This is a genomic window from Agarivorans sp. TSD2052, assembly GCF_023238625.1.
Taxonomy (GTDB): Bacteria; Pseudomonadota; Gammaproteobacteria; order Enterobacterales; family Celerinatantimonadaceae; genus Agarivorans.
Window position 1 is genome coordinate 1,953,372 of sequence record NZ_CP096670.1, and the last position, 24,567, is coordinate 1,977,938.

At 43.9% G+C, this 24,567-nt stretch carries 22 protein-coding genes; 10 read left to right on the forward strand and 12 right to left on the reverse strand.

What is annotated here, in order from left to right:
* Positions 1-428: 428 nt before the first annotated feature.
* The 11 genes from M0C34_RS08860 to rsxA all read right to left on the reverse strand — a co-directional run bounded on the left by M0C34_RS08860 (position 429) and on the right by rsxA (position 8,250).
* A complete protein-coding gene (locus M0C34_RS08860; RefSeq protein ID WP_248715265.1) occupies positions 429-1,046 on the reverse strand; it encodes a hypothetical protein in 618 nt (205 codons plus the stop codon).
* A 45-nt stretch (positions 1,047-1,091) separates the two neighbouring features.
* On the reverse strand, positions 1,092-1,628 hold the full coding sequence (locus M0C34_RS08865) for a GNAT family N-acetyltransferase (RefSeq protein ID WP_248715266.1): 537 nt from the start codon (positions 1,626-1,628) through the stop codon (positions 1,092-1,094).
* Between the two features lie 20 nt (positions 1,629-1,648).
* Complete coding sequence (locus M0C34_RS08870) at positions 1,649-2,050, reverse strand: hypothetical protein (RefSeq protein WP_248715267.1); 402 nt, start codon at positions 2,048-2,050, stop codon at positions 1,649-1,651.
* Between the two features lie 285 nt (positions 2,051-2,335).
* Positions 2,336-2,875 (reverse strand): flavodoxin, encoded by a 540-nt coding sequence (locus M0C34_RS08875; RefSeq protein ID WP_248715268.1) that lies wholly within the window; start codon positions 2,873-2,875, stop codon positions 2,336-2,338.
* Between the two features lie 177 nt (positions 2,876-3,052).
* The gene (locus M0C34_RS08880; RefSeq protein WP_248715269.1) at positions 3,053-3,322 is read right to left on the reverse strand and encodes an RnfH family protein; all 270 of its coding nucleotides are present in this window, start codon (positions 3,320-3,322) and stop codon (positions 3,053-3,055) included.
* Positions 3,323-3,334: 12 nt separating this feature from the next.
* Positions 3,335-4,021, reverse strand: coding sequence for an electron transport complex subunit E (locus M0C34_RS08885; RefSeq protein WP_248715270.1), 687 nt, complete (start codon positions 4,019-4,021; stop codon positions 3,335-3,337).
* 2 nt (positions 4,022-4,023) lie between these two features.
* Complete coding sequence (rsxG, locus tag M0C34_RS08890) at positions 4,024-4,650, reverse strand: electron transport complex subunit RsxG (protein ID WP_248715271.1); 627 nt, start codon at positions 4,648-4,650, stop codon at positions 4,024-4,026.
* Entirely contained in the window at positions 4,647-5,657 is a 1,011-nt protein-coding gene (locus M0C34_RS08895) for an RnfABCDGE type electron transport complex subunit D (protein WP_248715272.1), read from the reverse strand. The genes rsxG and M0C34_RS08895 overlap by 4 nt, the downstream gene beginning before the upstream one ends.
* Entirely contained in the window at positions 5,657-7,126 is a 1,470-nt protein-coding gene (gene rsxC, locus M0C34_RS08900; protein WP_248715273.1) for an electron transport complex subunit RsxC, read from the reverse strand. Before rsxC ends, M0C34_RS08895 begins: the two co-directional genes overlap by 1 nt.
* A 9-nt stretch (positions 7,127-7,135) precedes the next feature.
* Positions 7,136-7,660, reverse strand: a complete 525-nt coding sequence (locus M0C34_RS08905; RefSeq protein ID WP_248715274.1) for an RnfABCDGE type electron transport complex subunit B — start codon at positions 7,658-7,660, stop codon at positions 7,136-7,138.
* 11 nt (positions 7,661-7,671) lie between these two features.
* Positions 7,672-8,250, reverse strand: a complete 579-nt coding sequence (gene rsxA, locus M0C34_RS08910; protein WP_248715275.1) for an electron transport complex subunit RsxA — start codon at positions 8,248-8,250, stop codon at positions 7,672-7,674.
* Between the two features lie 304 nt (positions 8,251-8,554).
* On the opposite strand from rsxA, the gene nifL reads away from it, so the two are divergent.
* The 8 genes from nifL (at position 8,555) to acuI (ending at position 19,834) form a co-directional block, all read left to right on the forward strand.
* Entirely contained in the window at positions 8,555-10,117 is a 1,563-nt protein-coding gene (gene nifL / locus M0C34_RS08915; RefSeq protein WP_248715276.1) for a nitrogen fixation negative regulator NifL, read from the forward strand.
* A complete protein-coding gene (nifA, locus tag M0C34_RS08920) occupies positions 10,117-11,664 on the forward strand; it encodes a nif-specific transcriptional activator NifA (RefSeq protein ID WP_248715277.1) in 1,548 nt (515 codons plus the stop codon). Before nifL ends, nifA begins: the two co-directional genes overlap by 1 nt.
* Before the next feature lie 159 nt (positions 11,665-11,823).
* Positions 11,824-13,164 (forward strand): nitrogenase cofactor biosynthesis protein NifB, encoded by a 1,341-nt coding sequence (gene nifB, locus M0C34_RS08925; RefSeq protein ID WP_248715278.1) that lies wholly within the window; start codon positions 11,824-11,826, stop codon positions 13,162-13,164.
* Complete coding sequence (locus tag M0C34_RS08930) at positions 13,164-13,430, forward strand: 4Fe-4S dicluster domain-containing protein (protein ID WP_248715279.1); 267 nt, start codon at positions 13,164-13,166, stop codon at positions 13,428-13,430. The genes nifB and M0C34_RS08930 overlap by 1 nt, the downstream gene beginning before the upstream one ends.
* A gap of 10 nt (positions 13,431-13,440) precedes the next feature.
* Positions 13,441-14,070 (forward strand): nitrogen fixation protein NifQ, encoded by a 630-nt coding sequence (locus M0C34_RS08935; RefSeq protein WP_248715280.1) that lies wholly within the window; start codon positions 13,441-13,443, stop codon positions 14,068-14,070.
* Between the two features lie 496 nt (positions 14,071-14,566).
* The gene (locus M0C34_RS08940; RefSeq protein ID WP_248715281.1) at positions 14,567-16,690 is read left to right on the forward strand and encodes a methyl-accepting chemotaxis protein; all 2,124 of its coding nucleotides are present in this window, start codon (positions 14,567-14,569) and stop codon (positions 16,688-16,690) included.
* Positions 16,691-17,177: 487 nt separating this feature from the next.
* The gene (locus tag M0C34_RS08945; RefSeq protein WP_248715282.1) at positions 17,178-18,533 is read left to right on the forward strand and encodes a hypothetical protein; all 1,356 of its coding nucleotides are present in this window, start codon (positions 17,178-17,180) and stop codon (positions 18,531-18,533) included.
* 320 nt (positions 18,534-18,853) lie between these two features.
* Positions 18,854-19,834 (forward strand): acrylyl-CoA reductase (NADPH), encoded by a 981-nt coding sequence (gene acuI / locus M0C34_RS08950; RefSeq protein ID WP_248715283.1) that lies wholly within the window; start codon positions 18,854-18,856, stop codon positions 19,832-19,834.
* Between the two features lie 129 nt (positions 19,835-19,963).
* Here the strand turns inward: acuI and M0C34_RS08955 are convergent, their stop codons facing one another.
* A complete protein-coding gene (locus tag M0C34_RS08955) occupies positions 19,964-20,911 on the reverse strand; it encodes a LysR family transcriptional regulator (protein ID WP_248715284.1) in 948 nt (315 codons plus the stop codon).
* Between the two features lie 780 nt (positions 20,912-21,691).
* On the opposite strand from M0C34_RS08955, the gene M0C34_RS08960 reads away from it, so the two are divergent.
* Together M0C34_RS08960 and M0C34_RS08965 are read left to right on the forward strand one after the other, a co-directional pair.
* Positions 21,692-23,557, forward strand: a complete 1,866-nt coding sequence (locus M0C34_RS08960) for a DUF294 nucleotidyltransferase-like domain-containing protein (RefSeq protein ID WP_248715285.1) — start codon at positions 21,692-21,694, stop codon at positions 23,555-23,557.
* Between the two features lie 10 nt (positions 23,558-23,567).
* The gene (locus tag M0C34_RS08965) at positions 23,568-24,275 is read left to right on the forward strand and encodes an exonuclease domain-containing protein (RefSeq protein WP_248715286.1); all 708 of its coding nucleotides are present in this window, start codon (positions 23,568-23,570) and stop codon (positions 24,273-24,275) included.
* Positions 24,276-24,567 lie beyond the last annotated feature (292 nt).

Here is a 24,567-nt window from a genome sequence, read left to right on the forward strand (position 1 = left end):
TTCGCGGTGATACTACTATTGCTGCATACTGCCATTTTGCTGTTCTCTGAGTTACGTAATCAGCAGGTTCAATATGTTGTTGATAGTTGCGGCGCTATAGAAGTAGTAGCGGGGTTCAGACACGATCAAAGCGTTAGCTTAAATCAAGTATTTACTATGTTCATTAAAGGCTCAAAAAAACCGAAAAATGAAAGTGTGTTCTAACGGATCTTCGGAAGTTTTTGGTGCTGTGAAAACAAATCGTTGCATCCGTATCAGTTCAAAGAAAACCCTCGATAAGTCAGTTAGTGAGTTGCCAAATCACTCCCAAATGAAAATAGATGAGAAGGATACTAACCGTTTAGAAGAACCAGTTAGCATTAAGGTTAAACGCTTTTTGTAGGGACAGTGAAGCCAGCTTCGTAGTTACTTATTATTAAGTGTTACTGTTAGCTGTATGCGGTAAGCCTGCGCTCTAGCTTACTAATGGCTTTTAATACCATTTGTCGGTTTTTACTGAGTTTGATCCATTGTGGCAGCCTGCCAAAATATGACCATTTTTCTTGAGCTGATATTCGGTGTTGGGCACTGATATAGGCTTTTAATTCTGCTAAGTGTGGCGCGCTATAAGCCCAAACCACCCCGTGGCGAGTCGGCTCTTTTAATGCTAGTTCAAGCCCAAAAAATGGGTCGACTGCATTATCTGTGGGGGCGGTTCGAGAAAAAGAGAGCTCTATTTCGTTGAGCGACTGACATTCAGGGCACTTTGCATGGCCATGCTTTGATGTTATTTGCGAGGGTTGGTCAAAAAGAAGACTGACTAACACCGATTGATGGCCACATCGACTACAAGGGCGGCTGCCAAAGGCCTTTAATGGGCCATGCCATTTATCCCGTTCTGATGTTAACGAGTGATGGCAACAACCACACATAAAACTTGCGTGCCAGTCACGATGATCAGGCTTACCTCTTATTACGCCAACACCAGCACACTTTGGGCATATTGCTTCAATCAGCTTTGCCCAATAGAGTAGGGGGTAACCCTCATCGATGTATTTGGTGTTCATGCTAGTGTCTCATGCTTGGGTGTGAATTCAACTATGCGCTTGATTTTACCAGTATTGTTGATCCATTAAAGCCTTAACACACTGCGTTTCTCCATCTATAGCTGTCATTGATTTGCCATTCAGTGTTTGCGCTAACCAGCCTTCGGGATAACTGAGTATAAGTGGCGCTTTAATTAATGTTTCACTGATTTGCTTAAAGCCGAGCTTAGAGTAAAAATTGGGGTCTCCATAAGTAAACAGCAGTTCAACTCCGATGCTTTTTAACTGCTCAATGCCAAACTTGATTAACTGCTGACCAATGCCTTTGCCTTGATGCTTAGTGGCAATGGCGACAGGAGATAAGATAAAGGCATGTTGTTGGTTGCTTAAGCTCATGCGGCTAAAAAAAATACTGCCCACAATCATGCCATCGTCTATCGCTAGATAACCAACGATATCTTGCGGAGCTGTCGTGGTAATAAGTTTAGCGACTAAATCACCGATAAGCTTACCCTCAGCTTGATTCGCGGCGTCACTAAATACTTGGCTGAAAAATACAATCAGCTCATCGGTGAATTCTGGGTTAAATGTCGTTAGTTTCATGGATACACCTTAATCGGCTGTTATTTCTCTTTGCTGGCAGGGTAGTTTACACCAGGAAAGCTGCCGGCGAGTTCCTGTTCAAGTTGATTTAACTTTTTACTTGCCTGTTCGGCTGACAAGCCTTGATCTCTTACTTCCCGAGAAATAGCCATCAGTCGCCTACGATAGTCCCAGTGCCATTCGCCACGTTGTTCCCATTTAAAGGTGCGTTGGAACAACAAAATAAATGCGGGAATAGCGGCAATGGCCGCGGTTAACTTGCTTTGGCCATCACCGAATATTTGTGCGAATGCTGGGAAACTACTCGCCACAACTACGATAAATAAGAGGATATGATTAAAAATAAAATCAAACTTCGAATATAAGTAACGGTCAGATATTTCTTTGTTTATCTCTTTGACTATTGCGGGTTCTTGGTCCATTGCTGCCCCCTTAAAAGACGGGTTATATCTTTATGTTTGTTGCAAGGCGTGTTTTTTAAGTTTAGTTAATTTTGAACGTATCAGGGAAAAAGGCTGAAGGGCCTGTTTTTGGCGGAGGGAGTAAGGCCCCTGTGGTCATTGCTAGCGACCATAGAGTGTCTGGTTGTGTTGCTTGGTCGTGGTTGATATGGCACCAAACAGAGAATTAACTTAATGCTTGAGGCAGAATTCCGGCGAGTTGGCCTACTACCGGAATTCTTTGGTATGAGCACTTAAACTACGGGTTTAAACGCCAAATTCTGCTTTAATTTGCTCTAGCCAACCACTTAAACGCTCAGCATGTAGCTCGCTTTGGTTATCGTTATCTAACACTAAACCAGCGAATTTGCCATTTTCGAGTAGCGCTGCAGAGTCATCAAAAGTGTAACCTTCTGCTGGCCATTCTCCTACTAGCTCGGCACCTATGTCGGCGATAGTGTCGTAGAGTTCACCTAAGCCATCGACAAACTCACTGGCATAGTTTACTTGGTCGCCTAAGCCATATAAGGCGACTTTTATGCCCGAAAAATCAGCACTTTCTAGTTGCGGTAAAAACTCGTCCCAGCTTTCTGCTTGGCAATCTGATGCTAGCCCAGGAAGTTGCCCTTCACCCAGTGTTGGGGTGCCTAGAATTAGCATTTTGTAGTCGCTGAGTGTGTCTACGTCAACACGATTAATGTTTAGCGGTTTGTCACTCAGATCGGCACCTAATTGCTGGTGGATCATTTTTGCTATCTTACGTGTAGTACCGGTATCGGTACCAAAAAAAATGCCTATATCTGCCATGGTAGTACTCCTTTAAATAGGTAATAAACTTAACACTGCAATTATCAATCCTTATTTTATTTGTTATTTAACAATGGTTTAGTTTGTATTTTCTCTGTGCCCTAGCTACATTGTAGTAATATGCCATGTAGCAAAACTCACAATGGCTGTTTTGAGTTGACGGGAGAATAATCGACCTTAGTCATCGTCTTCATCATCGTCGTCTAGCAAATCGGGTTGCCAAGTAATTGGCCGGTATATTTCTATTCGGTCACCCTCAACCAATAGGCTTTCTAAGGTGACAAATTTGCCGAAGATTCCCAATTTTTGTTTGTCGAGTTCTATCTCAGGGCACAGTTCTAATATGCCAGATTGATGCAGTGCATTAATGACACTACTGTCTTGCACCACATCTACATTGATACACAGTTGTTGTGCGGGGGTGGCGTAGGCAATACTCACTATCATAGAGGTTTACTCCTAAGCTGAAGTTGTTGGGTCAACACAGCAGCTTGCGTGTGTTTGTTGTTTTTGCTGAAGATACTGCTGAATTAAACGATGAATGCTGAGTAGACCACCTAGCACCAAAAAACCACCGGGGGGGAGTATCACCAACAATAAGCCATGGTAGTCTGGGATAATGGTCAGCTCGATACTGCTAAATGCTGGGCCAAGTAAAATATGGGCATTAGCAAACAAGGTGCCCGAGCCAATAATTTCTCGTATTCCACCTAACAAGACTAATACCCAAGTGAAACCAATCCCCATGGCGGCGCCATCAACAATAGCGGGCAGTAATTTTTGCTTACTGGCAAAGGATTCGACTCGGCCTAAAATGGCACAGTTGGTTACAATCAGCGGGATAAACAGCCCCAAGACTTTATGTAGCGGATGCACCCAAGCGTTTAGCACTAAATCGGTAATGGTTACCAGTGTGGCAATCATTAGAATATTAATTGGGATACGTACTGCTCGGCTAACGTAGTTTTTTATGAGGGCGCTAACCGCATTAGCACATACCATCACAGCAAGAGTGGCTAGGCCAAGCCCTAAGCCGTTAGTGGCGCTAGAGGTAACTGCGAGTAAGGGGCATAAAGCCAAACATTGGCCAAGCACCACGTTATTGTTCCATAAACCATCGGCAATAATTGAAGAGTAGCGACTCATGGTTAGCCTCCTTGCTGGGTAGCGTGTTGGGTTTGAAGCTTAAGATCTAACAAGCTCTGATGAACGGTGTTTACCACCGCCCTAGGGGTAATGGTTGCACCTGTAAATTGATCGAATTCACCGCCGTCTTTTTTCACTTTCCATGCTGATGGTTGGGTATTAGTGAGGCTTTTTCCGGCAAAATTTAATACCCACGAAGATTTATCCACTTCGATTTTGTCACCCAATCCCGGGGTTTCACTGTGGCTTAAAATTCTCACGCCTAGAATGGCTAGATCAGCATCGACACCAATCAGCAAATCAATTGGCCCTGCGTAGCCACTGGCTTGGGTTTGCACCACGTAACCACTTACGTCACTATCTTGATTAAGAGCGGTGTATAGGGTGTATTGCTGGTGCTGAACGGTAAACACCTGTTCACTCGCTAACATCGGGTTTTGGTAGAGCTGCTGTGGCATGACTAAGTCAATAGCAGCTAACTTATCTTCATTTAAACGCTGAGCTATTGCTGGCTCGGTATACATATTTAGACTCAGCAACAATACGCTCGCAATCGCTACCGCAAAGGCCAGCGACAAAGATTGATATAAGGTGCTGTCGATATGTTTTTCTATACAGGGAAGCATCATGATTTGGTTCCTTTCGAACGGCTGAATGGTGCTGGCATACCGAAGATGGTGGGGCGTAAATAATGATCAATCACCGGCGTGCAAGCATTCATAATCAATACGGCGAAGGCCACCCCTTCGGGATAACTGCCAAAGCTTCGGATTAACCAAATCAATAAGCCACAAGCCAAACCAAATACCCACTGGCCACGTGGGCTGGTGGGTGAGGTAACCATGTCGGTGGCGATGAAAAATGCCGCTAGCATCGCGCCGCCGCTAAATAGGTGTGATAGCGGCGAGGCATAAAGGCTGGGGTCAATCAGATGGGCAATGGCTGCAGGTATAACAATGCCGCAAAGTAATGCGCTGGGTATGTAGGGGCGAATAATACCGCGCCAGATCAGAAATACCCCGCCAAGGGCAATCAATAAAGCGCTGGTTTCACCCATACTGCCCGCATGTTGGCCGGTGAATAGTGTCGCTAAATCTTGAATTTGATTGAGATCGGCTAAGGGGGTCGCGGCACTGGTTCCATCAATACTGGTCCAAGCGGAGCTAAAAATAAGGCCGTTATCGCTAAGTATCGGGGGAGAAATGCTACGCCAATCGGTTAACTGCACAGGAAAACAAATCAGTAGCATCACTCGGCCCAACATGGCGGGGTTAAAGGGGTTATGCCCCAGGCCACCATACACTTGTTTGCCTAATAATATGGCAAAGCTAGTACCTAGTGCGGCTATCCACCAGGGTGTTGTGGGAGGTAGGCTCATCGCCAGTAATAGTGCGGTAAGCCATGCTGAGCCATCAAAGCTACGCTGCCAATTTTTATTCTGCAGTAATAAGCAAAACAGTTCACAAAGCCAAGCCGTAACGCAGCAACTGACCATGACCAACAACGCGGGAAGTCCGAACAGCCATACTCCGTAGAGTGCTGCTGGGCTAAGTGCTGCGATCACCCAATACATGATATTGGTGGTAGACGTCCCCGAGTGAGTGTGTGGAGCGGCAATAGGGTTATGGTTAAGCATTAGCGTTCTCCTTGGTTGCGTGGCGCTCTTGCTGGGCGTTTACGTTTGGCGGCTTTTGCTGCTTTTTTAGCTTCTAGTTCTTTAGCCAAACGTTGTTGGCGGGCATCTGTAAGCTGCCTAGCAAGGTTAGATTTTTGCACCATGCTGCGTTGCGCATTTACATTGGATTTAGCATGTTGAAAGTATTGAACTAAGGGGATGCTAGAGGGGCAAATATAACTACAGGCTCCACACAATAAACAGGCGTCGAGGCCAAATTGTTGTGCGCCGCTAAAGTCACCTTGGTTGCTATGAGCGGCCATCTGAAAAGGCATTAAACCCATCGGACATACTTTTACGCAGTTACCACAACGCACACAGTCTTGTGATTCTCGTTTGTTTATCTGGGCATCACTTAAGGCGAGTAAGCCACCAATACTTTTATCTACAGGAACAAACGGAGAGGGCAATACTTGTCCCATCATAGGGCCACCTGCAATCATCCGGTTTGCTTCGGCTTTTAGGCCGCCGCATTCAGCCAATACCTGCGAGACTAAGCTGCCAATAGGTACCGTTAAGTTACTCGGCTTTTCTACCGCATCACCGGAAACGGTGATCACTCTTTCCACCAGTGGACGTTGAAATCTTACTGCTTGGTATATGGCTTTGGCAGTAGCAACGTTGTGCACCAGAATACCTTTAGCGGTGCTGAGCTGCCCCGGCGGAATGGCTAAACCCGTTACCGCTTTAATAAGATGACGCTCAGAGCCCATAGGATAGAGGCTAGGCACCATTTTTAACTGGATATTATGCTGCTGCTCGCAAGCGCTAGTCATGGCGGCAATGGCCTGCGGTTTATTGTCTTCAATGGCGATCACCGCTTTAGTGGCGCCAATTGCTTTTAGCATCATATTGATGCCACCAATGATTTCAGCAGCATGTTCTTGCATCAACCTATCATCACAAGTGAGGTAGGGTTCGCATTCACCACCATTGATAAGCAAGGTATGCACATGGCTTTTACGGGCCAACCTTAATTTAATGCCACTAGGGAAACCCGCCCCGCCTAACCCCACAACGCCGGCATCTAGTACCCGCTGTACAATTTGTTCGGGGGTAAGTTTTCGATAATCGCTAGGCGGGTAATCCACTCCCCAGTGATTCACTGCATTATTCAAGATAACCAAGGTTTGGCATTTAATTCCGGCTGGGTGGCTACTCAGGTAGGGTTTTATTTCTAACACCGTGCCATTAACCGGAGAGTGCAAAGGCACGGTCATCTCGGTGCTGCCTTTGGCAATTAACTGCCCCTTATAAACGCTATCTCCAGCTGCGACCAAGCAATGCAACATTGAACCATTGCGTTGTTGCATGCCTAAATACACGCGGTCAGGACTAAAATGCTTAACAATGCTTTGTTTATTGGTTAACTCTTTGAAGCCCTTAGGGTGAACACCGCCACTGAATGGCCTAGCCTTTAATCTAAACATACTGCCTCCTTAAGCCACTTGTGGTTTGGGCCATTGCCAAGTATTTAGCTGAACGGCTTGTGTTTGCATAGACAAGCAACCCTGTGGGCAGGCTTTTTCGCAGAGACGACAGCCCGTACAAATGTGGTTTATAACGGTATGCATTTGTTTAGTGGCTCCAACAATGGCGTCAAAGGGGCATGCTTTAAAGCAACGGGTACATCCGCTGCAGTTGGACTCATCAATATAAGCAACTAAAGGTGTGCTATTTTCTTCGCTGCTTAACTCAAGCCCTAACAACGAAGCGATAGAGCCGGCTAAGCCCGCACCACCAGGCGGGCAGCTTTGCGCCGATAATCGCCCTGCTACCATTGCTTCGGCGGCTTGCCGGCACCCTGGTTCACCACATTGTCCACATTGTCCACCGGGTAACATGGCTTCTAGTTCGTCAACCCTAGGGTCGCCTTCTACTTTGAGCGCTTTAGAGGCCCAGCCAAGTAAGCCGCCTAAGCTGGCACCGATCACCACTAATAAAAATATTGAAATAATCATCATCCAAAGTGCTCCTATTTAACCATGCCGCTGAAGCCCAAAAAGGCCATCGACAATAGTCCTGCTGTAATAAAGGCAATCGGTAAGCCGCTAAATGCAGCAGGGACCTTTGCCAGTTTCAAGCGCTGGCGTAACCCTGCAAATAGCACGATCACTAAGCTAAAACCGAGTGCTGAGCCAAAGGCGTAACATAATGTGGCTAATAGATTCATGTTGTCTTGAACCACTAACAAGGCTACCCCTAATACCGCACAGTTAGTGGTGATTAAGGGAAGGAATATGCCAAGGGCTTGATAAAGGTCTGGACTGTTTTTTTGTATGAGCAACTCGGTGAGCTGAACGACTGCGGCGATGACTAGAATTAATACTAATATGCGCATCACTTGAAGATTTAGCGGGACAAGGATCAGCGCTTCCAATAACCAGGCTGCCACAGCGGCTAAACACAATACAAAAGTGGTGGCTAATCCCATTCCTAAGGCGCTGTCTATTCGGTTAGACACGCCCATAAAAGGGCATAGTCCGAGAAATTTTCCCAGCACGACATTGTTTACCACAGCAGTACTAATGAAGATTAAGAGATATTCACCCATGTTTTACTTCCAATAATTACCATGACTAGTAAATTGCAGGTGTTGTACCAAGCAGGGCAAATTGAACCATTTTAGGGAGTAAGGCCTTGATTTAGCGTGTTACGCAGGCTTCTGATTGGCATATTTGCCGGTGACTTTTGGTGATAAAGCTGACAAAACCTACCGATAATTTAATCAAGTTTGTTGTAAATCAAACAATCATCGCTTACTAAGCCGTTGATAACGCGGTGTTGGCATGTGGGAATAGCCTTTGCATTATAGCCATTAAGGTCACCATTAGCGTTAATGCAAAGGAAGGCAGTTCATGAGTGAATTAGGACCAAACGCAGAAACAAGCCTAGAGCAGACTCTTCATCTGGCAGGTCAAGAAGGGCTGTCAGGTTTATCTGAGCAGTATTTACAAGTGGTAGAACAAGCTCCGATAGCTATTTCTATTAGTGATTTAGACGCCAATTTTCTCTACGTTAACCAGTGTTTCACTGAGGTGACGGGTTACAGTTCGGCTGAAGTTATTGGTAAAAAGCACTCTTTATTGAGTTTTAAAACCACGCCACACGGTGTATATCAGGGCTTGTGGGAGGCCATATCTGCAGGCGAAAACTGGCAAGGTACGCTGATTAATCGTAAAAAAAGCGGCCAACGCTACTTGGCTGAAGTGTCTATAAAAGGCCTATATAACAAAGCTGGTGAGATTACTCATTATGTAGGTATGCACCGTGACATAAGTAGGCGCCATAACAATCAGACAAAAGTAGCTAATCAAAAAGCCATGGTTGAAGCGGTGCTTAATACCGCGCCGGTTGCGATAGCCTTGATCGATGACAGCCAAACCGTGGTATTAGATAACTTGTCTTATAAGACCTTAGCGTCTGATTTTCAACGTGAGCCTGTTGATCTAGTGGCGGAGCAATTCAAGCCTGGTGAAAATGAAGCTGGTGTAGCGTTCATGCAGTTGGCTGATGGACAGCAGTTTAACTTGGAGGTTGGCAACGGTGGCCATAAACGATGGTTTTCTTGCTGTTTGTCGGCAGTACAGCTCAATGATGGCAATGTAGATGACTACTTTACGCCTACGACGAGTCGTTATTTGGTGCTTACGCTAAGTGAGTTTACCCGCGAACAACGTCGCCAACAGCAGCAGAGATTAATCGAGCTACAACGTTCTACGGCTGAGTCTGAAGCCCTCCATAGTATGCAAGAGGCACTGCATGCTGCTATTCATCAGATCCAAGGGCCGATCAATATGATTGATTCTGCCTTAACCATGTTTTGTGGTGGCGCTAATCGATGCTCTCGCATTGATGCGATGCAAGCGGGCCTAAATGCAGGGAATGCGGCTATCGTTCAGTTGCAAAATGCCTTACCACAAAAGCCTTATGAAGCGATGCAGTCGGTTAATATTAATCAATTGGTGCACGAAGTGACTGAGATGAGCAATCAGCGTTTACTGTCGCGTAGCATTGCCATTCAGCTCAATTTGAATGGTACTTTACCCGCTTTTACCGGCCAGCCTTCAAGGATAAGAGTCGCGTTAAAACAATTATTAGATAACGCTATCGAAGCGATTGATTTCGCTAAGATGAAGCGCAGAGATATTGTATTTTCAACCCAAGTGATTGAAGGCGACATCGAGATATCGGTGGAAGATAGCGGCCCTGGCATTGATAAAAAACTACAACTAAAAGTATTTGAACCTTTTTATAGCACTAAGCCATTGGGCAGCAGCAGCTGTCGAGGGGTGGGGTTAAGTATTGTTCAACAAGTCGTGAGCGATCATAGCGGTACCGTGCAATACCAAGCAACATCTTTAGGTGGCTGTAAAGCCAAGGTTGTACTCCCTCTACGCAGTAATAAGCGGGGTGAATAATGGAATATTCAACAACACGCGAAACACGCATTGCAGAAAGTCATTTAGCTGCTCTGTATGAAGTTAGCAGCGTGCTAACTAATAGCTTAGATTACAAGCAAAGTGTCACCAAAGTTCTACAGGTTCTGCATGACACGGCAATGTTGCAACATGCGATGTTAGCTTTAATCTCAGAAAATGAAGATCAACTGACTATTGATACGGTACATACCCCAAATAACTTCGGTGATTCTATGGGGAAAAATATTCGTTATCGCCCCGGTGAAGGGATTGTAGGTACGGTATTAACCCAAAAGCAGCCAATTGTATTGAGCAAAGTCTCTAATGACTTACGTTTTGCCGACAAGCTTGATTTGTACGCCTTAGATTTACCTTTTATTGCTGTGCCAATTAAAAAGTCTAGTGAGGTATTAGGAGTATTGGCCGCCCAACCGCAAATTGACGATCCTGAAAAGTTGGCCTTGTTCACCCGTTTCCTAGAGATGACCGCCAACTTAATCGCTAAAAGTGTTTTATTAGCTAAAGACGTTGCGGTACAAACCAATCAGTTAGAAGCCGAGAGAGATAGGCTCAGGCGTAAGGTAAGAAGCAATTACAGCTTAGATAATATTGTTGGCCATTCTCAGGTGATGCGTCGCGTATTTGAACAGATCCGTTTGGTATCGAAATGGGATAGCACGGTCTTGATTCGCGGAGAATCTGGAACCGGTAAGGAGCTGATTGCTAATGCTATTCATTATAACTCGCCACGTGCGACCGGACCTTTTATAAAGCTTAACTGCGCAGCTTTACCTGACAATTTATTGGAGTCTGAATTGTTTGGCCATGAAAAAGGGGCTTTCACCGGAGCGGTAAAGCAGCGTAAGGGGCGTTTTGAAATGGCTGACGGTGGTACCTTGTTCTTAGATGAGATTGGTGAGATCTCGGCGGCTTTTCAGGCTAAGTTACTTAGGGTATTACAAGAAGGAGAGTTTGAACGCATTGGCAGTACTCAAACCATTACTGTTGATGTGCGAATTTTAGCGGCGACCAACCGTAACCTTGAGGAAGAGGTGAAACAAGATCGCTTTCGAGAAGATCTGTATTACCGACTTAATGTGATGCCAATGTTTCCGCCCCCATTACGTGATCGCATCGAAGACTTGCCTGATTTGGCGGAGTTCCTGATTGAAAAGCTGAGTAAACAGCAGCGTCGTAAGTTGTCGTTAACCGACAGTGCGATACGCATGATGATGGCGTATGACTGGCCAGGTAATGTTCGCCAATTAGAAAACTTACTGGAACGTGCATCGGTGATGAGCGAAAACGGAATTATCGATCAAGACTTGATCGTCATTGATGGCATTGAGGGCCAAAATTTTAGTCGCCGCCCCAGCGTGGATAAAGCGTTGATTGAAGACCCTGATATGGACGAGCGAGAAAGGGTGGTGGCAGCACTAGAGCAAGCGGGTTGGGTACAAGCTAAAGCCGCGCGTTTGTTAAACATGACGCCGAGGCAAATCGCTTACCGGATTCAGGTGATGAATATTAACGTGCGCCAACTGTAAGTTTGTCGCTGTCGCGTTTACGACAAATGCGACAGCGATGTATATTTACAAAGATTGTTTTTCTATTAAGTGTTTGTTTTATAAGGTTTTGTTGTTTGTTCATATTTGGAATGCGCTTTGCAGAGCTAGTAGTAAGTAAACCAGCTTAGGGACACTCTAATGAAGCTAGATAAAATGACTGATGGCAAACAGCCTGACTCCTCACAGCTAAAGGCAGATACGCAAGCGGCTTTGGTTGCCACTCATCCTTGTTTCTCTAAAGAAGGTCACCAGTACGCACGAATTCACTTACCCGTTGCGCCTGCTTGTAATATTCAATGTAATTATTGTAATAGAAAGTTTGACTGCAGCAATGAAACTCGCCCTGGGGTGGTGTCGAAATTGCTATCCCCAGCGATGGCTGCTAGGCGTTTTGTTAAAGTGAAACAGCACGTGCCCGAAACGAAGGTGGTGGGCATTGCCGGTCCGGGTGATCCATTAGCCAATCCTAAAGCAACGATAGCCAGTTTAAAGGCTATCGCTGCAGCAGATCCCGATGTGCATTTGTGTATCTCGACCAACGGTTTAGCGCTGATTGAGCATTTAGATAAGTTACTCGAGGTAGGGGTTAAGCACTTAACGATAACCATAAACTGTATTGACGCCGAAATAGGAAAAAATATCTACCCCTGGGTTTACTTTAATCAACAGCGTTTACGCGGGAGAGCAGCTGCTCAAGCTCTGATTGATCAGCAACTATTGGGTTTAGAGGCCGCGATTAACGCTGGCATGTTGGTAAAAGTGAATACCGTATTAATACCTGGAATTAATGATCATCATATTGAGTCCTTAGCGATTGAACTGGGGCGATATGGCGCCTTTATTCATAATATTATGCCGCTGATTTCTGACCCCGCGCACGGTACTTATTTTGGCTTGATGGGGCAAAGAGAACCGAGCAGTGAAATGCTTGGCGCGGCACGTGAGAAAGCAGGCCAAAGTATGCAGCAAATGACGCATTGTCAGCAATGTAGAGCAGATGCAGTGGGTAAGTTGGGCCAAGATATTGATATTAATAGCCTAGAGAATGTAGAACCAGCCTTACCACCGCATATTAGGGTTGCCGTTGCTAGTAAAAGCAATCTGCTGGTGGACCAGCATTTTGGTTATGCCACAGAATTTCAGCATTACCTTATTACCGAAAATAGCATTCAAGCCGAAGCTAATTTTAGTTGGCAGCAATATTGCGGGGGTGATGAGCAATGCAACGACGATAAAGCTAATAGAGACTTAAATCAGCTGGCACACTTTGATTTGTTGCTATGCAGCCGAATAGGCCTAGCTCCAAGGCAAGAGTTAGAAGACTTAGGATTGCAGGTCGATACCCATTATGCCTTGCGCGACATATCGGATGCCTTGCGGCAAATTCAGCAACAAATGCAATCAGAGCAAAGCAATCAGCATCATTTATTAGTGGCCAACGCAGCAAATGCTGGATGCGGTGGAAAGGAGTGTAGCTAATGGCATTATCAATTACCCAAGCCTGTATTGGCTGTTTTGCCTGTAAAGAAGTGTGCCCTAAAAATGCGGTGACAGTTGCCGAGCAAGGCTTCATGATCGTTGAGCATCGTTGTGATGAATGTCGTAGCAACACTAATGGACCTCAATGTGGACAAATTTGCCCGGTGGAAACTGCCATTACCGATAATCAGGGGCGGGCGCTTAATCCACCGGGTTCATTAAGTGGTATACCTCAAAAAAGTCATGTTATAGCGATGACAAAATAGGAGCGTTGTTATGAGTAGCACTAACGCTAATGCAAATGCTTATCCCCCTTTTATTAGTCAAAGATGGTTAGGGGCATTAAGTAATATTTTTCAGCCAATATCCGTGGAAAACCGTCGATGGTTTCGTCAGATGAGTATTGCTCAGTTAACTGGCAGCTCCTCGTTACCGCATGGTTTAGGTTTAGATAACGCCAGTTATCTTGAATTAAAACGTGTCATCAATAACAACGAAGTGGAACAGCAAGAGTTATTATGGCTAGAGCCAAGTCATCAATTAATTCGTAAACGGGCAGCGGTATTTGCGGAAGTTTCTGATTTACGCGCCCAAGAACGTAATGAGCTGATCGCTTTACTGATGCAATATGCCAATGATGAAGAACCCTATGCTGTTCAAATGGCGGTTATTATTGCCAGTGCTAGCCTGTCTCAAATTCACTTGTGGCGCAGTTTAGGGTTAAGTAATCGTGCCGAACTAAGTGAACTGATTAGGCATAACTTCCCTATGCTGCATGCCATGAATACCAAGAACATGCGTTGGAAACGTTTCTTTTATCGGCAACTGTGTGAACAAGAGGGAGATTATATATGCCGGGCACCAAGTTGTGTGGAGTGTAGTAGTTATGCCGAGTGTTTTGTTTAGTTAAATACTGAGTGAAATATTGCGAAGCAAAAAACCAATAAACCCTGTTTACTGGTTTTTTTATGTCCATAGCCTAATAGAGGGTGTTTTATCCAGCTGATATTTGAGTGAAGAGTCAGCGTGTAATAGGTAACAACGTTTTGGCTTCGTCATTGCGTTCTCGATGATATAACAACCAAGATGATAGTTAACTTCTGAAGCCGAAAATGATGGATTTACCCGCTTATAGGAGATGTTTATAAAAATAAGAAGATTGTTACTTTTAGGGGCTAAGTGGAATTAATAAGCGATAGGGCTAATAAGTCGTTAATACCTTGTTGCTGATACTCAGTTTGCACCATATTAAACCGTCTGTATCACCATTATGGTGAGTCATTTAAATATTTGTTTAGAAAATGTACGTATCTTAGCTTTTTGATGCTTTTTGGGGCCTCATTTTAAGGCATTGTTTTTGCTTATAAAGTCAAAACAACGGGTAAGTAAATGGACTAGATTAATGGAATTAACGAACCAAGAGCGGAATTGGTTACCGATATTTGGTGCGACTGGCAAGCTAGCAATGCGAAAAGCTTGTTGGTTAAATAGACAGCAACAAAATAATTTAAAACAAACTTTTGATAGCATTGCTCAAACAAGAGTTAAGCTTTTGCATGCTTGGGCCGAAACTCAGTGGGATTTCTTACAGGACGCAATGTTTTATCTTGCAACCAAGCCTGTTGGGCAACAGCAAGAGGTGCTAAAACAATTACTGACACGCAATAGCGATTTTTCAGAGTTGTTTATTACTGACTTAAACGGCAAGGTTACTACCAGTAGTTTTCATCAACATGTTGGGGTGAAGATTGTCGACGAACAAGCGCTGAAGTATGGTACCCAACAGCAATTTTTGCATGGCCCATACCAAGACGCTAGAACCTTATCGGTCGGAGCTTCTAGTTCGGCTTTCCATGATGAAGTGACGCTGATGTTTTATCAACCATTTGAAGTTGATGGGGACATTGCTGGCTGCTTATGTGGCAGAGTTCCTAACGATGTGCTGGGAGATCTGATTCAGCGAGAGGCTGGGCATATTTATAGTGAATCAGGCGATAACTATATTTTTATGGTTGATGCCCATTACGATCGTTCGATTCAAGCCGGAACCGCTTTGTCACGCTCCCGGTTTGAAGATAATACTTTTTCGCATGGTGAGAATTTAAAATCAGGTGTTACCACTAAGTGGGGAACGGTAAAAGTTAGTCGTCATACTGAATTTGAAATTCGTTTCACTGATCCTGCGACTAAAAATCTACACCCTGGAGTGCGAGAAACCATAAAGCATGGCAGTAATCTATTTGTTGAGTATCCCGGTTATTCTGATTACCGGCATATCCCTGTTATTGGTAAGGGCGTAACTTTTCAGCTTAAGGGTTCGTTAGACCGCTGGGGAATGATGTGTGAAGCTGATTTAGAAGAAGTTTATCGTCATCGGTCATTAAGCCAAAAGTTAACCAATAAATACGCTGTAAGCCTTATTTCAACGCTGGTTCCGCCGTTTCTAATCGCTCAATACATGCAGTTGTCGATCGGCCAAACAGCGGCTTTAGTTGCGACTTTTTCAGTAATAGGGATGGCTATATTCAATGGGTTAGTGGCTCAACCTATAGCCCAACGTTTACAGCAAATGAGCAAAGTTATTCAAACTATTGCAGAAGGCGATGGCGATTTAAAAAGGCGATTGGACAGTACTAAGTTTCGGCCAGATGAAACAGGAGAGCTAGGGCGCTGGATCAATAGTTTTATTGATAACTTGGAAGGCGTAGTCAGCGGGATCATTTATGCGTCTAACGAAGTGAAGCAAGTCAGTGGTTCTATGTTACGGCGTTGTGGGGTGGTGGACGACTGCACCCAACAAACGTCAAACTCAATCGATTCTTTATTGAGCTTAGCTCACCATCAACAGTCTGAGATTATCAAGGCCACCCAGTCGGCTGAAAGCTTGCAAGATGTGATGCAGGAAATGGTGGCTAACGCTGAGTTGGAATATCAAAGCGCGGTTAAAAATACTCAAGATATTAAGCAGATTGTAGAAGCCTCGGCGAAAAGTGTTAATGATGTAAACAATGAAATGAAACAGATAGAAGACATTGTAAAACTGATTTCTGAGATCACTGAGCAAACCAATTTATTGGCTTTAAATGCCGCCATTGAAGCGGCGCGTGCTGGTGAACACGGTCGAGGTTTTTCAGTTGTCGCCGATGAAGTGAGGAACTTAGCGACCAAAACATCTCAAGCCGCTAATCATATCGGCCAAACAATGGGTAAGTTACGGGTTCAATCAGAAACAGCGGTTAATTATATGGAGCAAGGGGTGAAGAATGTAGATCAAAGCTCTGCACTGTTAGATTCAGGTTCACGCAGTGCTAAGCTTCAACAGGCGGTAGAAAACATGTTTACGACTATTAATGAGCTAGCGGGTAACAGTGTGCAGCACAGCGAAACTGCGCAACAGGCCCAACAAACGACGTCTTCACTAGACCTGTCGTCACAACAGTTAATTCGACGAACAACCTTGGTTAAAAACTCGATTATTCGTTTACATCAATTGGTCGCCCGCTTTGAGGTGTCGAAAGCAGCTTAATACAAGGGCTGCTTTTTAATAAGCACTTTTAAGTTAATAAATACAAGCTGCTGGTTAGCAGCTTGGCTAGAACTTTCCTGATATCTACATTGGTTTATGCCAAACATCCTCGCTATTTAGCTTACAGACCCAACGACGTCGTTAACCGTTAACTCACACAACTATTGGTCGTTTTTACGCAATAGCTAGCGTGAACACGTTCTTGTCTGTGTACTAACTCTCAACAAGTACAACTTCTTCAATTATTCTTTTCCCCTCTTCTTTTGTATTATTTTATCGTGTTTTTACGGATGCCTTGATGTCAAGTTAGCGACGATGCTCAGCCTCTCAAAGTTAGCGAAACAGCTACTGCCAATAAGATTAACGTGAGCGAGATCGTTTATTTAGCACACAGCGTTTGACGCTTATATGTGATTATCATTTAATAATACATAACAAGACGGTTCATTTAATGGACGCACACTTAAATATAATGAAAGGGTTAAATATGGACTTTAAACTAACAAAAATAGCAGCGGCGCTAGCAGCGAGTGCATTATTATTTGGTTGTGGTGGTACTTACGATCCGAATGCCGGTACAGGCCCAAATCCCGATCCCGATCCAGATCCGGTTACAGGTCAATATGTTGCTATTACCGATACCTCAGCTGATACTTCTGGTTCTTTCAAATATAGCATTGTAGATGGACACGGTTTCGAACTTGACACGGGTGCCGTAAGTGTTGATGTGATGTACCCAACTAACCAAGACCAAGACTTCTCCATTGGTGTGTATGATGAGAGCAATAGCACTAGCTCTATGCTCGTTGATATTATCCTAAAATCTGATGGACGAATTGTTACAAGACAAAATGGTTCTGCGGATAATACTTTAAGTGTTGAACATACTCCTGGTGAAACGGCGACTTACGCAGTGACTTGGGATGCAGCGACGGCTACTTATACGTTAAGCATTGATGGCACGTCTATCTTAACTGCGCAGCCGTTTAACAATACAGACGCTACCGGTGCAGCGTACTTTGGTGTAAAACTCGGCTCTAATTCTAAAATAGCAGCGGGTATTTCAACCATAGACAATTTAGTTATCTACTCTGACGTAGCAATGACTACAGAGGTGCTAAACGACGACTTTGAAGATTATGATTTAGACTATGACCTAGATGGTGAAGCTTTCTATAGTGCTGTTGAAGCGGTTGTTGCTGGTGAAGATGACGATGGCGGTGAAGAGCCTGGTGATGGTACAAGCTATGATTTTGAAGACCAAACTGTAGGCACTGCTATTAGTGATGTGAGTGGTTGGAGTTCTTCAAATATTGGTGATCAAGAAGCAGGTACTACTAGTGCAGAGATAGCTGAAGACCCAGCTGATGCTGAAGGCAAAGCACTATACATTGCCGATGAAAGTAGCTCAACCAAACCTTCTGCTTGGGTGGCATTCTCTGAAGCTTCTGCTGCGGGTTCGGTTTCTTTAGATGTTTACATCCCTGAAGGCAATGCAAAAACTACCTACATTAATGTTGGTTCAGGTAAAAATAATTCAGACCGCTATTTCGAACTTCGTATTAGCGGCAGCGGTAACTTCCAATACGAAGCTGGTTCTGACGACATTGACTTAGATGGCGATGTTACAATAGGCGAATGGAATACCGTAGATTTGTCTTGGACTGATGCTGGTATTTTCACTGTGACTCTAAACGATACCGTTGTTGGCTCGGGTATTGACCAAGCTGATACAGGTTTAGATTCTGCGAATACTCCATCTCAGGTCACTCTTTACACGGGTGACACGAGCGGTGATGCAAACTACGCATACTTTGACAATATAACGTCAAGCTTGTTCTAGGCGTTAGGTGCCTGGTTATTGGTAATCAACCCGTAGAGGCCGACTTATAAGTCGGCCTTTTTTTATAAACAATTGCTGGTTACACCATCCTAAATTCACACGGTTGACAGGCCGTTCTTGTTTTCTTGCCAGCAACAGTGTGCGCCTCATTGTGTTGTATTGCTTGCTTTGTACTCCCAATCAGTCATTAAGCCGTCTATATTTTGTATAAATGCGCTTTATGCATGTATTAAATGATAAAAATTCATTTAATACATAGAGCTATAGCGACTACACTCTAGCTATGCAAATCACTTTAGTCAGTTATTCGGAGCACAATAATGTTTAAGGCACTGGTGTTAGACCAAGTTGAAAAAAGCACAATAGCTAATATTCGCCAACTTAATGATTCTGATTTACCCGAGGGCGATGTTGTTATCTCGGTAAGTTACTCATCGTTAAACTACAAAGATGGTTTAGCCATTACCGGTAAGGGAAAAATAGTCCGTAATTTCCCTATGGTGCCCGGCATTGATCTTACAGGCACGGTAGAACAATCTCATGACCCTCGTTATAAGGTTGGTGACGATGTTGTATTAACCGGTTGGGGTGTTGGTGAAGGACATTGGGGTGGAATGTCCCAAAAAGCCAGTTTAAAAGCCGATTGGTTAGTGCCTTTACCGGCGGGCTTAGATGGCAAGCAAGCCATGATGATTGGCACTGCGGGGTTTACCGCGATGTTATGTGTACAAGCCTTGATAGACGCCGGTATTACACCTGAATCTGGTGAGGTGTTGGTCACCGGTGCGAGTGGTGGCGTGGGGTCGGTAGCGGTATGTTTATTGGCCACCTTAGGTTACAAGGTAGCCGCGGTAACGGGCCGGGTAGAGCAAAATGGTCCATTGCTAACTCAGCTTGGGGCGTCGCAGATTATTGATAGAAGCGTATTTGAAGAACCTGCAAGAGCCTTAGAAAAGCAGGTGTGGGCAGGCGCTGTAGATACCGTAGGTAGCAAGGTTCTCGCAAAGGTCCTAGCGCAAATGGATTACAATGGTGCTGTTGCAGCGTGCGGTTTAGCGGGCGGCTTTGATTTGCCAACCACTGTAATGCCTTTCATTTTACGTAATGTGAGTTTACTTGGTGTTGACTCTGTGAATTGCCCGACTGAAAAACGCATCAAAGCATGGCAAGGTTTAGCCGAGTTATTACCTGCTAGCTATTACCAACAAGCTTGCACCGAAATAGAGTTAGAGCAGGTGACAGGCTACGCCGACGACATTACAAACGGTAAAGTAACTGGCCGGGTAGTCATCAAGCTTTAAGCCTTGGGAAAAAATCGGCCCTGTTGATACCGATAATTTTTATATAACGCTGGCACTGCCAGCGTTTTTTTTACTTAGTTTGGGGCAAATTACGTGGTAGGGACTGGCTCAAGGTTATTCTAGCGGTGTCTAATTTTCCGCTAATCCCATGTCTTGCACGCGTTTGCTAATTAAGCGACTGCATTCTTGCTTAATAATATTACGCAGCCACATGTGGGCAGCCGAATGCTCACAGCGAGGATGCCAGATTAAGGAGTAATCAAACGGTTCAAATTCAAAGGGTAAGGGTTTAATCACTAAGTCATTTTTATCTGCGACTAGATAGGCTAAGTCGGCAGGAACAGTAATAATAACGGGGACTTTGTCAGCGATAGCGGTTGCAGCTTCAAGGTGGTAAGCCCTTAGTAACATTTGAGGCTTGGGATAACTAGCAAGAGCATTGTCGATTAGCGATTTAACCCCATCACTGATCGCAATCATCGCGTGAGGATATTGCAGGTAATCTTTTATCGTTAGTGTTTTTTCGGCTACTGGGTGTTGTTTGGCTACCATACAAAAAACCCCAACTAAACCCAGACTGTCTTTTTGCAAGGGTTTAATGCTTTGAGTTGGCCGGCAAATTGCCATGTCGCAACCATTAAAACTGAGTTGAGAATGGATATTGTCATGTTGAATTGGGGCAAATTCTAACGATATATTTGGCGCTTCTTGATAGATGCGCGGCAAGGCAAAGGGCAAAATGGTTTGCATCGCATAGTCAGTAGTGGCAATCACAAAATGTTGCTGGCAATCTCGAGGTCTAAAATCGTTCGGGCTTAGTGTTTGTTTTAGTGCCTCTAGAGGCGGTGCTAATTGCTCGCAAAGTTCTATCGCTCGCTGTGTAGCCACCAGATGTTGACCTTGGCGTATAAATAAAGGGTCGTTAAGCAGCTCACGTAAACGATTTAGCACTCGACTCATTGCTGATTGGCTTAAGTTTAAGCGAGTAGCCGCTTTGCTAACACTGCCTTCTTCCAATAGAATTTTTAACGCGACCAGTAAATTTAGATCTCTGCGATAAATTTCTTCTAATTCCATACTGAAGGGTACTCATATGCTGGGCAGTTAAGGAGAAGCAAATGCTTATAGGGCAACTATAATAATGTAAAAGTACAGGGGCACATAGAATAAAGATTATGGGTAGCCAAGCCTAAATGCTAAGAAAGCACATACTAGACTGTGGCATCAGAGGAGCAAACACTGAAAACTAAATCGCTGCATATTACCGTTGAGTAATTGCAGCAATGATTAAATTTAATAGCAAACAAGGCGGTACACGCTTGTCTTGTTAAGCGCTGTTACTGTATTCGGGAAATCGTTTAAAAGCGATACCCCAGTCGAGTTGCAAGTTCTAAAGCTACTACATATACAGCTATCAGTGCTAGAAATAGTCCTACTAGTATCATATTGTGTTCTCGCGTTTAGTGTCTTTTATTTTGTTTTAATCATGTACGAGTTAGCAATTTGCATTGGTTTTGTCGATCTTATAATTGTTATGTTTGCTGACTTGTAATGCTATTTTACAAGTTAACCAGCTAAGTAATGATCTTACATTTTGGCGACATTTGTAATTGGAATGTGCAAATAATGTGATGCGTTTGGCGGAACATTGACTATTTTGTAATACAGATCATAAAAATGATTACTGCTCAACCGTCCTTTCATATTGTGATAGCTAGCTCAATAAGCGTCATGTTATCAATGGTTAGCGTTAATAGTGTATAAATAAGGAACTATTTTTCTTTAAGTTGACTGTATCTATAGTAATCAAGTGATTAAAAAATATAATACTACTATTATATCGCGTAGGTTGAGCTCATGCCGCAAACACTATTACCAAATATCATAGAATTTCTTTCTCTGATTCATCCCTTTAATTTGCTGCCGCCGGCGGTTCAAAGAGAAGTGGCTGACTCCGTTCAAATAACCTACTTGGCACGCGGTGAACAAATTCACTTCGACGCAGATAACAAACAGTGTTTTTTGTACATTATTCGCACAGGATCGATGGAGCAGCGTAAACCCGATGGGGTCTTACGCTCCAAGCTTGGCCCTGAAGATTTGTTTGGCTTTACATTTCTGGAGCCGCTAAAGGATGCCTTGGATGGTTATAGCGCCACGGCGATTGAAAATACTCTGTTATATATGGTGCCACATGCAGAGCTAATTAAACTGCTCGAGCAATATCCTGAATATGCCGAGAGCTTTGCCTCTCAGGCTCGAGTTCGGCTGCAATCAGCACTAAATGTTGTTTGGTCAGATAACGAAAAAGGCTTATTTTTTAAGAAAGTGTCTGAAGTCGCTAGTGGCACTGTTGCGGTGGTCAATGCTGATATGTCTATTCAGGCGGTGGCCAAAGCAATGCGTGAAGATTGCCGCTCTTCTACTGCGCTAATTAAACAAGACGGTATCATCACTGGGCTCATAACTGATCGGGATATGACAAAACGGGTGATCGGTAAAGGCTACGATATTACTAAACCTATCGCTGATGTGATGACATCGCCAGCAATAACCATAAAACCAAATGACCTTATTTTAACTGCCGCATCATTAATGATGGAGCATAGCGTTAGAAGTTTACCAGTGGTTGACAATAATCAGGTATTAGGCTTGCTAACAACTTCACATTTAGTTCAAAAGCATCGTGTACAAGCAATATTTTTAATTGAAAAAATCAAATATACCGAAAGTGTGGAAGGGTTGGCGCGGTTAACGCCTGAGCGGCAAGCGATCTTTGAAGCTTTAGTTGAAGGGAAGGTGAGGGTAGAGGTTATTGGCAGAGTGATGGCAATGATCATGGACGCGTATAGTCGCCGCCTTATTCAAATGGCAGAGCTAAAACTTGGCGAGGCTCCTTGTAAATATACCTGGGTCGTCGCAGGCTCACACGCTCGTAATGAAGTTCATATGTTGTCAGACCAAGATAGCGCAATCATATTGTCCGATGATGTTTGTGATAAAGACCGTGTGTATTTCACCCATTTGGCGATGTATGTTTGTAATGCTTTAGATGCTTGTGGTTATCCCTTATGTAGCGGAAAGTTTATGGCTGCTACGCCTAAGTGGTGTCAGCCACTAAAAGTATGGAAAGAGTATTATCGTAAATGGGTGTCGAACCCAGAATACAGTATGCTGCTAAACGCAACGGTATTTATGGAGGTAAGAGCTATATACGGTGAGTCTAGTTTATCCGAGCTTTTGCAAAGCCATCTATATGGTTTACTGGCAGACAATAAGAACTTCCTTACATCCTTGGTTAATGACTCGGTATCGGTACAGCCACCGCTGGGTATATTTAATAATCTCGTATTAGAAAAGGGTGGGGAACATAGCGAAATGCTTGATATTAAGAAGTATGCGCTGTTACTTATTGTTGATTTAGCGCGCATTTACGGTCTCGCAGTTAATTGTGATGAAACAGGCACTGAGCAACGTTTTAACAATGCCGCCAAACAAAAAATACTCAGCGAAGATTCGCTGAAAGACGTGCTTGGAGCGTATCGCTTCATCACCCAATTACGCTTTCGTCATCAGCTTTCGGCGTTAAAACAAGGACTAGAAGCAAATAACTATATTGCTCCAAATAGTTTTGGCAGTTTTGAACGAAAGCACTTAAAGGATGCATTTCGCATTATTGGTAATTTACAGGACGCAGCAAAACTGCGTTTCAGTGAAAAGTAGGTGCGTTATCATGTTTAAACGCTTTACGCCTCTATATAAGCTAAACAGAGAACGAGAAAAGCTACTGACTAATATTAGTTTAGCGCCATGCCTGCGCGATGTGTTAAGCCATCCTATCCCCCAAGCGGGGACCCCGTTAGCTGAGCTAGAGTTTTTAGTGTTTGATATCGAAACAACCGGCTTAAATGCCGCGGTAGACAACATCTTGAGTGTTGGATATGTAACCTTAAAACAATCGGTTATTGATCTTAAAAGTGCCAAACACTTTTATGTTAGTAGTCAGCAAAGTGTTAAAGCTGAAACCGCCGTTATTAATCATATCGTTCCTGAGATGTTACAAGATGGGCTTGCTATAGATGAAGTGATGAACCATCTGTTCGCTGCAATGTGCGGTAAAGTATTAGTGGTGCATGGGAGTAGTGTTGAAAAGCAGTTTATTGAGCGATATGTACGACAGCGGTATTTTTGCGAAAGACTACCGCTATTGTGGCTAGATACTTTAACGCTTGAGAAGTCTCTCATTGCCAATGCTAATCATCAAAAAAACGGTGATTATCGTTTAGCTTCAGTAAGAAGTCGTTATGGTTTACCTGAATATAACGCACACAGTGCACTGATTGATGCTATTGCCACCGCAGAGCTTTTTATGGCTCAAACTAAGCGAATATTTTCTAATACTCCGCAAGTACTGAATGGTGTTGTTAAGCCACAAGTCTAGTTCTATTTTTAAGCGATTTCTGTATTCACAACATTGGATTGGGTTAACCATCTTGTTAGTAATTCGCTAAAGGTAGCCATAGCGTAAACGGCGATGTTTGCATTGTGCTGGTGATAGAGTGCTGGGACGGCGAGTCACCGCGACTGATAAGCCATCATGGTGAGGAATTTAGTACACTGGGTTAGAGGTGGTGCAATTCAGAGAGTGGTCAACATTGCCAGATTAAACGACTGGGGATGTGCATGGTGAATGGGATAAAAAAGCAGTGTTCAAGCCAACACCTCGAACACTG